Source organism: Streptomyces sp. NRRL F-5755 (assembly GCF_001279365.1).
Classification (GTDB): Bacteria; Actinomycetota; Actinomycetes; order Streptomycetales; family Streptomycetaceae; genus Streptomyces; species Streptomyces rimosus.
In genome coordinates, this window is the sequence record NZ_LGCW01000275.1 from 43,364 (window position 1) to 56,425 (window position 13,062).

Below are 13,062 nucleotides of genomic sequence, written 5' to 3' on the forward strand. Positions count from 1 at the left end.
GCGGGACCCTTTCACATGAAACCGGCCAACCGGCCCTACGGCCCCCTCGGCGCCCGCCCGCGCCCATAGCAGGCCGTACGGCGCCCGTACGGCCCTATGGGCACCCGCAAGGACGCAAGGCCCTACGCCACCCACGACAGCTGCTGCGTCGCACAGTGGATGCCGCCCCCGCCCTCCCCGACCGCGTCGATCGGCACCTGCCGGACCTCCCGGCCGGGATGCAGCTCGCGCAGGACCCCGGCGGCCCGGTCGTCGGCCCGCCGGTCGCCGAAGCGCGGCAGGACCACCACACCGTTCGCCACGCAGTAATTCAGGTACGAGGCGAGGAACTCCGGTCCGCGCTCCCCGATCGCGTACGGGTCGGGCTCCGGCACCTCGACGATCTCCAGCCGCCTCCCCCGGGCGTCCCGGGCCCGCTCCAGGACGCCGCGGGCCTGCTCGTACACCCGCGTCCACACGTCCGGCCCGTCCCCCTGCCACGGACGGCTGAGGAGTACGGCACCGGGTGCCACGAACCGGGCGACGCTGTCGATATGGCAGTCGGTGATGTCCTCGCCCCGTACGCCCGCCACCCAGATCACCCGCCGCGCACCCAGGACGCGCTTCAGTTCCGCCTCGATTTCCGCCCGCGTCCTACCGGGGTTGCGGTTGGCGTTGACCAGCGAACTCTCGGTGACGAGCAGTGTCCCCTCGCCGTCCGTCTCGAAGGAGCCGCCCTCGGCGGTGATCCCGGCGTCGATACGGGTGATGCCCTCGTGCTCCAGCAGCCGCCGGGCCACCCGCCCGTCGTTCGGGTGGCGCTGCTTGCCGCCCCAGCCGTTGAAGTGGAAATCGACGCCCTTACGGGCGGCGTCCGCGGGCGCGCCCGGCCCGGTCACGACAACCGGCCCGGTGTCCCGTATCCAGAGGTCGTCGACCGGGATGGGGACGACTTCCACCGCCGCGCCGCACGCCCGGCGGGCCCGTACCTCCTCCTCGGGCCCCGCCAGCAGCGTGACCGGCTCGTACTCCGCGAGCGTGCGCGCCAGCCGGGCGATGTCGCGCTGTACGGCGGGGGTCTGGTCGCCCCACAGAGAGCCGGACGGCGGCCAGGCGAGGTACATCCGCGCGTGCGGCTCCCACTCGGCAGGCATGTGCATGATCGACTCCCGTTCCCCGTGACGGCGACCCACTCGTGCGAGATTCCTGACTGAATTTTCAGTCAGCACCTCTCCCGAACGTAGCACCGCCCGCCCCCGCCCGCGACCGCATTCCGGCCACCCGCTCCCGGACCACCGAGTACGGTGGACGACTGTGTCCGAGCGCCGAGTACAGATCCTGGAAGCCGCGACCCGCACCATCGCGCGCAACGGCGTCCGCGGCCTGCGGGTGGAGGAGATCGCCGCCGAGGCCGGGGTGTCCACCGGGCTGATCTACTACCACTTCGGCGGGCGCGCCGAACTGCTGCGCCGCACCCTCGACTTCATCGGCGAACGCGCCGAGCGCCACACGACGCCGGACCCGGAGACGGTGCGCCTGGCGGGCCCGCGCGCCCAGTTGGAGGAGATGCTGCTGCGCGAGCTCCAGGACACCCCCGAGATGGTGGAGAACAGCACCGCCTGGGGCGAATTCCAGTCCAGCGCCGTCTTCGACGCCGGGCTGCGGGAGCAGTTGCGCGAGGCGACCCGCCAGTGGACCGACGACCTGGCCGACCTCGTACGGGAGGCCCAGGCCGCGGGCACGGCCGACCGCGACGCCCCGGTGGCCGACGCGGCCGAACGGCTCACCGCGCTGGTGGAGGGCCTCAGCACCCGCTGGCTGAGCGGTTCGGTGTCACTGGACCGCGCCCGCGAGCTGCTGCGCGGGGGAATCGAACGGGAGTTGGGGCCCACGGCGGACGACGCCCCTGCTTAGGACCCGCTCCCGGCGGCTCTCAGGTCAGTCCGCCCCTCAAACCGCCCCACCCCTCAGATCAACCCATGCTCCCCCAAGTAATCCAGCTGCGCCCGCACCGACAGCTCCGCCGCCGGCCACAGCGTGCGGTCCACGTCCGCGTACACGCTCGCCACGACCTCCGACGGCGTCCGGTGGCCGGCCTCGACCGCCGTCTCCACCTGGGCCAGCCGGTTGGCGCGGTGGGCGAGGTAGAACTCGACCGCGCCCTGTGCGTCGTTCAGTACAGGGCCGTGGCCGGGGAGCACGGTCGTGACGCCGTCGTCGACCGTCAGTGAGCGCAGCCGCCGCAGCGAGTCGAGGTAGTCGCCGAGGCGGCCGTCCGGGTGCGCGACGACGGTGGTGCCGCGGCCCAGGATCGTGTCGCCGGTCAGGACGGCGGCGTCGGCCGGGAGGTGGAAGGAGAGCGAGTCGGCGGTGTGGCCGGGAGTCGGTACGACGCGCAGCTCCAGGCCGCCGGTGGTGATCACGTCACCGGCCGCCAGCCCCTCGTCGCCGAGGCGCAGCGCCGGATCGAGCGCCCGTACGGCCGTGCCGGTCAGCTCCGCGAACCGCGCGGCGCCCTCGGCGTGGTCCGGGTGACCGTGTGTCAGCAGGGTCAGGCCGATGCGCTTACCGGCCTGTTCGGCGGCGTCCACGACGGCCTTGAGGTGGGTCTCGTCCAGCGGGCCCGGGTCGATGACGACCGCCAGGTCCGCGTCGGGCTCGGCGACGATCCAGGTGTTGGTGCCGTCCAGGGTCATCGGGGACGGGTTCGGCGCGAGCACGCACCGGGCGCGGTCGGTGGCGGGCCCGGCGATGGCCCCGCCGCGGGGCTGGCCGGGGAGGGCGGCTGCGTACGTCATACGGTGGGCTCTCCCGTGGTCGTGGGCGGGGGCATGGGCGGGGGCGTGGTCCTGGGTGGGACCGAGGCGTTCGGACGCTCCGCGGCGGCGATGTGCTCGGGCCCGGCGGCGATGTGCTTGGTGAACTCGTCGTGCCCCGGCCAGCTCAGGACGATCTCGCCGCCCCTGACCTCGGCCCGCGCGAGGACGGGCGCCAGGTCCCGCCCGCCGGCCGCGGCGAGGGCTTCGGCGGCGCTCCCGTACGCCTCCAGACTGCGCAGCGTGGAGATGGTCGGCGGCATCATCAGCAGCTCGCCGCGGTCGTAGCCGGCGGCGGCTTCGGCGGGGCGGATCCACACCGTACGGTCGGCCTCGGTGGACGCGTTCCGGCAGCGCTGTCCGGCGGGCAGGGCGGCCACGAAGAACCAGGTGTCGTAGCGGCGCGGCTCGAACTCCGGGGTGATCCAGCGCGCCCAGGCGCCCAGCAGGTCGCTGCGCAGGACGAGGCCGCGGCGGTCCAGGAAGTCGGCGAAGGACAGTTCGCGGGCGACCAGCGCCGCGCGGTCCGCCTCCCAGTCGTCCCCCGTCGTGTCCGCGACCACGGTGTCCGCCGAGGCCCCGGCGAGCAGCACGCCCGCCTCCTCGAACGTCTCCCGGACGGCCGCGCAGACCACGGCCTGCGCCGCGGCCTCCTCCCCGGCCCCGAAGCCGAGCCGGGCGGCCCACTCGGCCCGCGAGGGCCCGGCCCAGGCCACCGGCCGCTCGTCCCGCGCGTCGACGGACCCGCCGGGGTAGGCGTACGCGCCGCCCGCGAAGGCCATCGAGGCGCGTCTGCGCAGCATGTGGACGGCCGGGCCGCCGGTGCCGGTGTCCCGCAGCAGCAGGACGGTCGCGGCCCGGCGGGGCACCGCCGGGGTCAGCTCGCCCTGCGCGAGGGCCCGGATGAGGTCCGGCCATTCCGGCGGATACCACTGGCCGTTGGGGGTCGACGACATGGCCGGATGCTATGCGTTTGCGCGTGGATGTTCGAGGGGGCCCGGACACGGCAGGGCCGGGCGGCCCGGTTTCCCGGCCCGCCCGGCCCTTGAAGCTCTTCGGTTTCATACGGGTACGGAACGCCCGCCCGGCCGTCACCGGACGCCGGAGCCTCCTGGTTCGGAGCCTCCCGGTGCCGTACGGATACGGAGTACGGAGTTCCCGCCCGACGTCAGTCCGCGACCTCGACCTGCATCTCGACCTCGACCGGCGCGTCGATCGGCAGCACGGCCACGCCCACCGCGGAGCGGGCGTGCACGCCCTTGTCGCCCAGCACCTCGCCCAGCAGCTCGCTGGCGCCGTTGATGACGCCGGGCTGCCCGGTGAAGCCGGGGGCCGAGGCGACGAAGCCGACGACCTTGACGACCCGCACGATCTTGTCGAGGTCGCCGATCACGGACTTCACGGCGGCCAGTGCGTTCAGCGCGCAGGTCGCGGCCAGCTCCTTGGCCTGCTCCGGGCTGACCTCGGCGCCCACCTTGCCGACGGCCGACAGCGCGCCGTCCACCATCGGCAGCTGGCCGGAGGTGTGGACGTACGCGCCCGAGCGCACCGCGGGCTGGTACGCGGCCAGCGGCGGCACCACCTGGGGCAGCTTCAGGCCCAGCTCGGCGAGCCTGTCCTCCACCGCGCTCATGCCTGCTTCTCCCGCTTCAGGTAGGCCACCAGCTGCTCGGGGTTGTTCGGCCCCGGCACGACCTGGACCAGCTCCCAGCCGTCCTCGCCCCAGGTGTCCAGAATCTGCTTGGTCGCGTGCACCAGCAGCGGCACGGTCACGTATTCCCACTTGGTCATGGGGCCGAGCGTAATGCCTGTACGGGCGGGCCGCGGACGCGGCTGGCGGGGGCGGTCGCCACGCGTCCCGCCCCGCGCGCGGCACGCCCGATACGCCCCCGGCGCACAACCCGGCGGCGGTCCCGTGCGTAGCCCGTACCCGGACTGGTTAGGCTCCTTGGCGTGAGCAGGCTCCATGTCGTCAGCGGCAAGGGCGGTACCGGCAAGACCACGGTCGCCGCTGCCCTCGCCCTCGCCCTGGCCACCGAGGGTCGCCGTACCCTCCTGGTCGAGGTCGAGGGCCGGCAGGGCATTGCCCAGGTGTTCGAGACCGAGGCGCTTCCGTACGAGGAGCGCAAGATCGCGGTGGCGCCGGGACCAGGAGGAGGGGACGTCTATGCACTGGCCATCGACGCCGAGCGCGCCCTGCTGGACTACCTCCAGATGTTCTACAAGCTCGGCGGCGCCGGCCGCGCCCTGAAGAAGCTCGGCGCGATCGACTTCGCCACCACCATCGCCCCCGGCCTGCGGGACGTCCTGCTGACCGGCAAGGCGTGCGAGGCGGTGCGCCGCAAGGACAAACGCGGGCGCTACGTGTACGACGCCGTCGTCATGGACGCCCCGCCCACCGGCCGCATCACCCGCTTTTTGAACGTGAACGACGAAGTCGCGGGACTGGCGAAGATCGGCCCGATCCACAACCAGGCCCAGGCCGTGATGCGGGTGCTGAAATCCCCCGAGACGGCCGTCCACCTGGTGACGCTGCTGGAGGAGATGCCCGTCCAGGAGACGGTGGACGGCATCGCGGAACTGCGCGCGGCCGGTCTGCCGGTGGGCGGCGTGGTGATCAACATGACCCGGCCCGAGGTGCTGGACAACGGCGAGGTGGACATCGCCGCCAACGGCGCCCGTACCGGCATCGCCGAGGCGCTCGCCGGGGCCGGACTGGGCGGGGGCCGCCGCGGCGCGGCCGGCGTGGCCTGGGCCGACCGGCTCATCGACCCGCTCCTCGAAGAGGCCCGCGAGCACGCCCAGCGCGTCGACCTGGAGCGCGCCGAACACGCCGAGCTGGCCGGACTCGGCCTGCCCACCTACGAGTTGGAGCTGCTCCCGGAGGGAGTGGACCTCGCCGGGCTGTACCGGCTGGCGAGGGACCTGCGGAAACAGGGGCCCATATGAGCGCGGACGCACCCACCCAGGACGACGGCACCGCACCGCCCCGGCGCACCGCACCGCCCGCACCCGGGCAGGGCGCGCTGGACTCCCCCGCCGCCCGCCTGGAGGTCGACCCGCTGCTGGACGACCCGCGCACCCGTATCGTCGTGTGCTGCGGCTCCGGCGGCGTCGGCAAGACCACGACCGCCGCCGCCCTCGGCGTACGCGCCGCCGAGCGCGGCCGCAAGGCCGTCGTGCTGACCATCGACCCGGCCCGCCGGCTGGCGCAGTCCATGGGCATCTCGGAACTGGACAACGTGCCCCGCCGGGTCAAGGGCGTGGACGAGTCGGCCGGCGGCGAGCTGCACGCCATGATGCTCGACATGAAGCGCACCTTCGACGAGATCGTCGAGGCGCACGCGGACGCCGAGCGGGCCCGCGCGATCCTGGAGAACCCCTTCTACCAGTCCCTGTCGGCCGGCTTCGCGGGCACACAGGAGTACATGGCCATGGAGAAGCTGGGCCAGCTGCGCACCCGCGACGCGTGGGACCTGATCATCGTGGACACCCCGCCCAGCCGCTCCGCGCTCGACTTCCTGGACGCGCCCAAGCGCCTCGGGTCCTTCCTGGACGGCAAGTTCATCCGGGTGCTGATGGCGCCCGCGAAGGCCGGCGGGCGGGCCGGGATGAAGTTCCTCAACGTCGGCATGTCGATGATGACCGGCACGCTCAGCAAGATCATGGGCGGGCAACTGCTGCGCGACGTCCAGACGTTCGCCGCCGCCATGGACACCATGTTCGGCGGCTTCCGTACGCGCGCGGACGCGACGTACCGGCTCCTCCAGGCGCCCGGCACGGCGTTCCTGGTCGTGGCGGCGCCGGAGCGGGACGCGCTGCGGGAGGCCGCGTACTTCGTGGAGCGGCTGGCCGCCGAGCAGATGCCGCTGGCCGGGCTGGTGCTGAACCGGGTGCACGGCAGCGGCGCCGCGCAGCTCAGCGCGGAGCGGGCGCTGGCCGCTGCGGAGGCCCTTTCGGAGCCGTCCGACGCCCGGTCTGAAAATCTTGGCGGAGACGGCATTGTGGATCTAGAGGCTGGGAAGGCTGATTCTCGTACCGCCGACGGCCTCTCCCCCGCCGCGGCGGACCTCTCGACAACGGACTCCCCGTCGGCGGCCCGTCTCGCCGCCGGCCTCCTGCGGCTGCACGCCGAGCGCATGCATGTGCTCGCGCGCGAGCGCCGTACGCGCGACCGCTTCACCGCGCTGCACCCCGAGGTCCCGGTGGCGGAGATCGCCGCGCTGCCCGGCGATGTCCACGACCTGGCGGGGCTGCGGGCGATCGGGGAGCGGCTGGCCGTACAGGAGCGCGGGGCGGAGGAGAGCGGGGACGGGGAGGGCTGAGCCGGGGACAGGGAAAGGTGTGGGTCCGTTACGAACGTGGGACTGGGCGGAGAGCAGGATCGAGGGACCGCTGTCCCGATCGGACCGCTGTCCGGATCCACGGCTGATCACCGCTGATCCTTACTGACCACCGCTGGTCGTCACCGGCCACCGCCGATCGCCGACCGTCACAAGCGCCCGCGCCATGGGCGCCCGTAACCGTAGCCGCGTCGGTCGACATCGCGTCGGTCGAAGCCGTACGGGCAGCCGACGGCGCACTCCGGGCGCGCACAGCTCACACGCGCCCATCCGCACCGCTCACGCCCACGGCCGTCTCGGCCCGCGCGCCAGCAGCACACCGGCCGTGGCCGTACACCGCGCGTACGCAGACCGCGCGTACGAAAGACCACCGGTCCGCGTCGGCCATGCACGCGCCGACCACCGCACCGGTCCCACCGGACCCGATACCGAACGGGGTATCGAACCCGGCCCTGCCCGGCGGCACGCCGGACCGCGCGCCGGTCCGCGTCGGCTCGCGCCGACACCACCGGACCGCCCGGACCGCGGCGAACGGACTCCGGGCCTAGCCCACTGCGGCGTAGTTGTCGTACGTACCGCCGTAGCGGTTGCCGTACGCGTTGTCGTAGGTGTTCTCGTACGTCTCGTCGTCGTCACAGTCCACGGGCAGGATGCCCGTGCTGCGCTCGTATTCCGTACGCGCCGTCTCCAGCAGCCGGCGCCACGAGGTGACGGTCGGGCGGCGGCGCAGCAGCGCCCTCCGCTCGCGCTCGGTCATGCCGCCCCAGACTCCGAACTCCACGCGGTTGTCCAAGGCGTCGGCCAGGCACTCCGTCCGCACCGGGCATCCGGTGCAGACCGCCTTGGCCCGGTTCTGGGCCGCTCCCTGAACGAACAGCTCGTCCGGATCGGTGGTGCGGCAGGCTGCCTGTGTACTCCAGTCGGTTACCCAGCTCATGCTGGCGCCGTCCTCTCCCGAATCGAGGCTCCCCCACGGCGGCAAGCGGCATATTCACCGTTGCCAGTTGAGGACGTTACGGAAGGCGAGCAGGGCGCAACACCCCCTTCGGGCCCAATCTTGAATGGCCCGAACGGACTATGCGTACGCGGCAGATCACCCAACGGAGTGAGCCGGGGGCATAGGCCACCTTTCCGGCACCATGGGGCACTTCGCCAGGACCACAGCGGGTTTCCGGTGACACATGCGGACGTACGGGGCACGCTCGACGACCGGAGGCGGGGTTGACGCATCGACGTGATGCGTCTGCCGCACCGGACGGGATCAGGTTAAACGAACAGATGCGCCCCTGTCCGGCGATTGAGAACGTAGCCATCTGACGAAGTCGGACCGACCGGCCGTTCGCCCCTGGCCGGAAAGCTTCCACCGTTGTCCGGATCGGATCGACCGGCAGGCCGCGGCCCGGTACGCGGACGTCCCGAACGGAGCCCCGCTCCCGCCGGACCCCGCGCCCGAGGCTTAGGGTGCCCCCATGGGTAAGAAGCGCGACGGCGGGGGTCTGACCAAGACCCAGCAGGCCGCTAAATTCCTGGGCGTCAGCGTGCTGGCCGGAGCGGTGCTGGCGGGCCTGGCCCTCCCCGCCGCCGGCGCGCTGGGCCTCGCGGCCAAGGGATCGGTCGAGGGGTTCGACGAGATCCCGGCCAACCTGAAGACGCCGCCGCTGAGCCAGCGGACCACCATCCTCGACGCGAAAGGCGGCGAGATCGCCAAGGTCTACTCGCGGGACCGCACCGTGGTCGACCTCAAGGACATGTCGCCGTACATCCAGAAGGCGATCGTCGCCATCGAGGACGCGCGTTTCTACCAGCACGGCGCGATCGACCTGAAGGGCATCCTGCGCGCGCTCAACAAGAACGCGCGGTCCGGCGGGGTCTCCGAGGGCGCCTCGACGCTGACGCAGCAGTACGTGAAGAACGTCTTCGTCGAGGAGGCCGGCGACGACCCGGACAAGGTCGCCCAGGCCACGCAGCAGACCATCGGCCGCAAGGTCAAGGAGCTGAAGTACGCGATCCAGGTGGAGGAGGAGCTGGGCAAACGCAAGATCCTCCAGAACTACCTGAACATCACCTTCTTCGGGCAGCAGGCGTACGGCGTCGAGGCGGCCTCCCAGCGGTACTTCAGCAAGCACGCCAAGGACCTCACGCTGGACGAGTCCGCGCTGCTGGCGGGCATCGTGCAGTCGCCGAGCCGCTACGACCCGGTCAACGACCCCAAGGAGGCGCAGCGCCGCCGTAACACCGTGCTCCAGCGGATGGCCGACACCAAGGCGATCACCCAGGCGCAGGCCGACGCCGCCGCCAAGAAGCCGATCAAACTCGACGTCAGCCGGCCCAAGAACGGATGCATCACGGCAAGTTCGGGTGCCGGCTTCTTCTGTGACTACGTACGCGAGGTCCTGCTCAACGACCCGGCCTTCGGCAAGACCCGCAAGGAACGCGGCAAGCGCTGGAACCAGGGCGGCCTGACGATCCGTACGACGCTGGACCCGCAGACCCAGAAGTCGATCCAGTCCGCCGTCACCGGCCGGGTCTACGACAACGACCCGGTCGCCGCCGCGGCGACGATCGTCCAGCCCGGCACCGGAAAGATCCTGGGCATGGGCCAGTCACGTCCGTACGGCTTCGGTCAGAACCAGACCCAGATGAATCTGTCCGTCGACCAGAAGATGGGCGGCGGCGCGGGCTACCAGCCCGGCTCGACGTTCAAGCCGGTGATCGCGGCGGCGGCCCTGGAGGCGGGCAAGAGCCCGGAGCAGACGTACTCGTCCCCGTACAAGATGCAGTACCCGAGCCCGGTCTCCACCTGCACCGGGCAGTGGACGGGCCATGCCCCGGTCTCGAACGAGAACACCTCCGAGGTCGGCCCGTACAGCATGAAGGAGGCGACCGCGAAGTCGGTCAACACCTACTTCGTGCAGCTGATCAGCGACATCGGGATCTGCCCGGTGGTCAAGATGGCCAAGGAGATGGGCATCCAGCGGGCCAACGGCCACGACGTGGAGCAGAAGCCCGCCATCGCGCTCGGCTCCCCCGAGGTGTCCCCGCTGACCATGGCCAACGCGTACGCCACCTTCGCCAACGAGGGCGTCGCCTGCACGCCGGTGGCCATCGAGTCGATCACCGACACGACCGGCAAGGCGCTGACCGTACCGAAGACCAGCTGCCGCCGCGCGATGTCGCAGAACACCGCCAAGACCATCAACGCGCTGCTCAAGGGCGTGGTCGAGGACGGCACCGGCAAGCAGGCCGGCCTCCAGGGCCGGGACAGCGCAGGCAAGACCGGCACCACCGACAACCGCTACGCCGCCTGGTTCACCGGCTACACCCCGAACATGGCCGGCGCGGTCTGGGTCGGCGACCCCGCCCACAAGCGCCGGATGTTCGACATCACCATCGGCGGCACCTTCCACGACAAGGTGTACGGCGCGGACACCCCCGGCCCGATCTGGCGCCAGGCGATGTCGGGCGCCCTGTCCGGCCGCCCCGCACCGTCCCTGCCCACCGTCCCGATCGGCGACTCCGGCAAGAACAAGGACGACAACAAGGGCGGCGGAGGCGGCGGGCATCACCGTCCTCCGCATCGGCCCGGTGGCGGCGGCGGTGGCGGCGGCCATGATGACAAGCCGGGTGGGGGCTGGGAGATTCCCGGGTTCCCGGGGTTGTTCGGGGGGACGGGGGGCTGAGGCCGGATCGGCCTGGCCGGGCCGGGCTGAGACCGGGCCGGAAAGCATGAAGGGGCGCTCCCATCTGGTGGGAGCGCCCCTTTGCGTGTGCGGTACGGGTGGGCCGTACAGGCGGGCCGTACAGGCAGGCCGTACACCTTTCCGTACGGGCGGCCCACACGCCTTACCCGTGCGGGGAGCCCACACGCCTTATCCGTACGGGCGGCGCATACGCCGCAGCGGGCCGGGCCGCCGCCCGCCCCCGCTTCCGGCGGCCCTCAGCCCGCGAGCAGCTTCTTGACCGTCGCGGCCACCCGGCCGCCCTCGGCCCGGCCCGCGATCTTCGGGTTCACGATCTTCATGACGGCGCCCATCGCCTTCGGCCCCTCGGCACCGCCCGCCTTCGCCTCCGCGATGGCCTCGGCGACCAGGTTCTCCAGCTCCTCGTCCGTGAGCGGCTTGGGCAGGTACGCGGCGAGCACCTCGCCCTCCGCACGCTCGCGGTCCGCCTGCTCGGCACGGCCGCCCTGGTCGAACGCCTCGGCGGCCTCCCGGCGCTTCTTCGCCTCCCGCGCGATGATCTTCTCGACCTCGGCGTCCGAGAGCGCGCGCGCCTCGGTGCCCGCGACCTCCTCTTTCTGGACGGCGGTCAGAGTGAGACGGAGGGTGGAAGAGCGCAGCTCGTCACGGGCCCTGATGGCCGTGGTGAGGTCGTCCTGCAGCTTCGACTTGAGCGTGGTCATGACGTCGAGTATGCCCGCAGGTGGCGCTTGACGCCGCACCATTAAGCGGTGGAGGCGGGGCGGGGTGGCTGCGCAGGCGGTGACCGGGGCGGCCTTGCAAGCGACGAAGCCGGGCGCGGGGCGAGGGACGAGTGCCATGTCCCGACCGCCCCCGAGTTGCACGTCCCATCCACCCACGAGTGCCACGCCCCGTCGCCCCCGGAAGGCCCGGCACCTGCCAAGGTCTACGCAGCCCTCGTACCGACGGGCATCGACCCCACCTGGGTTCCCCTGCAAGACCCACCCCCGGATCCGCCCCAGAGCCGCCGCCCATAGGGCCACCGCCCCCACACCAATGCGCACCACCCCTCCTCCCTCTGCCACGATGGGGCCATGCGCGCTCGTTACGGAGTCCCCCTGTCCATCGCCGCGGTCGGCGCGGCGGGCCTGGCCTACGCCGCCGGATTCGAAGTCCGCTCCTTCAGACTGCGCCGGGTCACCGTGCCCGTACTGCCTCCCGGCATGCGGCCGTTGCGCGTGCTGCAGGTCTCGGACATCCACATGGTCAGCGGGCAGCGCAAGAAGCAGCGCTGGCTCCAGTCGCTGGCCGGACTGCGTCCCGACTTCGTGATCAACACGGGCGACAACCTCTCCGACCCCGAGGGCGTCCCGGAGGCCCTGGACGCGCTCGGTCCGCTCATGGAGTTCCCCGGTGCGTACGTCTTCGGCTCCAACGACTACTACGGACCGAAACTGCGCAACCCCGCCCGCTACCTGATCGAGAAGGCCCAGAAGCGCCACGGCCTGAACGGCAATCCGCCCGCCGTCGGCGCCGTCCACAACCCCTGGGAAGATCTGCGCGACGCCTTCGACACGGCCGGCTGGCTCAACCTCTCCAACGCCCGCGGCCGCCTCAAGCTCGACGGCTCGGCCGGCGGCTTCGAGATCGCGCTGACCGGCCTGGACGACCCGCACATCAAGCGCGACCGCTACGCCCAGGTCGCCGGCGGCCCGGAACCCGACGCCGACCTCTCCCTGGCCGTCGTCCACGCCCCGTACCTGCGCTCCCTGGACGCCTTCACCGCCGACGGCTACCCGCTGATCCTGGCCGGCCACACCCACGGCGGCCAGCTCTGCATCCCCTTCTACGGAGCCCTCGTCACCAACTGCGACATCGACACCGACCGGGTGAAGGGCCTCTCCACCCACACCGCCGAAGGCAACACCTCCTACCTCCACGTCTCCGCAGGCTGCGGCACCAACCGCTACACCCCGGTCCGCTTCGCCTGCCCACCGGAGGCGACGCTGCTGACCCTCACACCGCGCGGCTGATCAATCGGGCGACCGGGCACTGGCACCGCGCCACCCTCAGCCAACGCGACGCATCTCACACCGCGGCCCGACCCGGTGGCCGGGCCGCGGCGTCTGCCCCACGGCCAGACAGTCACTCCCCTCCACCGACCAGCCAGTCGCACCCCCACGGCCGAACGGCCACGCCCCACGCCCGCGAACAGCCACGCCCAGGTGGCCACCGCCCCAGACC

12 protein-coding genes are annotated in these 13,062 nt (G+C 72.2%); 5 read left to right on the forward strand and 7 right to left on the reverse strand.

Annotated elements, in window-relative coordinates; genetic code table 11:
* Positions 1-122 precede the first annotated feature (122 nt).
* The gene (locus ADK86_RS26475) at positions 123-1,139 is read right to left on the reverse strand and encodes an agmatine deiminase family protein (protein ID WP_078952287.1); all 1,017 of its coding nucleotides are present in this window, start codon (positions 1,137-1,139) and stop codon (positions 123-125) included.
* 154 nt (positions 1,140-1,293) lie between these two features.
* Here ADK86_RS26475 and ADK86_RS26480 point away from each other — a divergent pair, with 154 nt between their 5' ends.
* Complete coding sequence (locus ADK86_RS26480) at positions 1,294-1,893, forward strand: TetR/AcrR family transcriptional regulator (protein WP_053698857.1); 600 nt, start codon at positions 1,294-1,296, stop codon at positions 1,891-1,893.
* A 53-nt stretch (positions 1,894-1,946) separates the two neighbouring features.
* Here ADK86_RS26480 and ADK86_RS26485 read toward each other — a convergent pair whose 3' ends face one another.
* From ADK86_RS26485 to ADK86_RS42555, 4 genes are all read right to left on the reverse strand, one after another.
* A complete protein-coding gene (locus ADK86_RS26485) occupies positions 1,947-2,777 on the reverse strand; it encodes an MBL fold metallo-hydrolase (protein ID WP_003981533.1) in 831 nt (276 codons plus the stop codon).
* Positions 2,774-3,751 carry an NUDIX hydrolase gene (locus tag ADK86_RS26490; protein ID WP_053698858.1) on the reverse strand — a complete coding sequence of 326 codons (978 nt, stop codon included), beginning with the start codon at positions 3,749-3,751 and terminating at the stop codon, positions 2,774-2,776. Before ADK86_RS26490 ends, ADK86_RS26485 begins: the two co-directional genes overlap by 4 nt.
* A 212-nt stretch (positions 3,752-3,963) precedes the next feature.
* Positions 3,964-4,428 (reverse strand): RidA family protein, encoded by a 465-nt coding sequence (locus ADK86_RS26495; RefSeq protein ID WP_053698859.1) that lies wholly within the window; start codon positions 4,426-4,428, stop codon positions 3,964-3,966.
* On the reverse strand, positions 4,425-4,586 hold the full coding sequence (locus ADK86_RS42555) for a DUF4177 domain-containing protein (protein WP_003981536.1): 162 nt from the start codon (positions 4,584-4,586) through the stop codon (positions 4,425-4,427). Before ADK86_RS42555 ends, ADK86_RS26495 begins: the two co-directional genes overlap by 4 nt.
* A gap of 162 nt (positions 4,587-4,748) precedes the next feature.
* Here ADK86_RS42555 and ADK86_RS26500 point away from each other — a divergent pair, with 162 nt between their 5' ends.
* Complete coding sequence (locus ADK86_RS26500; RefSeq protein WP_030374860.1) at positions 4,749-5,744, forward strand: ArsA family ATPase; 996 nt, start codon at positions 4,749-4,751, stop codon at positions 5,742-5,744.
* Positions 5,741-7,120, forward strand: a complete 1,380-nt coding sequence (locus tag ADK86_RS26505; RefSeq protein ID WP_234346043.1) for an ArsA family ATPase — start codon at positions 5,741-5,743, stop codon at positions 7,118-7,120. The genes ADK86_RS26500 and ADK86_RS26505 overlap by 4 nt, the downstream gene beginning before the upstream one ends.
* Before the next feature lie 562 nt (positions 7,121-7,682).
* Here the strand turns inward: ADK86_RS26505 and ADK86_RS26510 are convergent.
* Entirely contained in the window at positions 7,683-8,075 is a 393-nt protein-coding gene (locus ADK86_RS26510) for a WhiB family transcriptional regulator (RefSeq protein WP_003981539.1), read from the reverse strand.
* A 532-nt stretch (positions 8,076-8,607) separates the two neighbouring features.
* Between ADK86_RS26510 and ADK86_RS26515 the strand changes: the two genes are divergently transcribed.
* Positions 8,608-10,818, forward strand: a complete 2,211-nt coding sequence (locus ADK86_RS26515; RefSeq protein ID WP_053698860.1) for a transglycosylase domain-containing protein — start codon at positions 8,608-8,610, stop codon at positions 10,816-10,818.
* A gap of 257 nt (positions 10,819-11,075) precedes the next feature.
* On the opposite strand, the gene ADK86_RS26520 is transcribed toward ADK86_RS26515, so the two are convergent.
* Positions 11,076-11,540, reverse strand: a complete 465-nt coding sequence (locus tag ADK86_RS26520; RefSeq protein WP_053698861.1) for a GatB/YqeY domain-containing protein — start codon at positions 11,538-11,540, stop codon at positions 11,076-11,078.
* Between the two features lie 372 nt (positions 11,541-11,912).
* Between ADK86_RS26520 and ADK86_RS26525 the strand changes: the two genes are divergently transcribed.
* Positions 11,913-12,851, forward strand: coding sequence for a metallophosphoesterase (locus tag ADK86_RS26525; protein WP_053698862.1), 939 nt, complete (start codon positions 11,913-11,915; stop codon positions 12,849-12,851).
* Positions 12,852-13,062 lie beyond the last annotated feature (211 nt).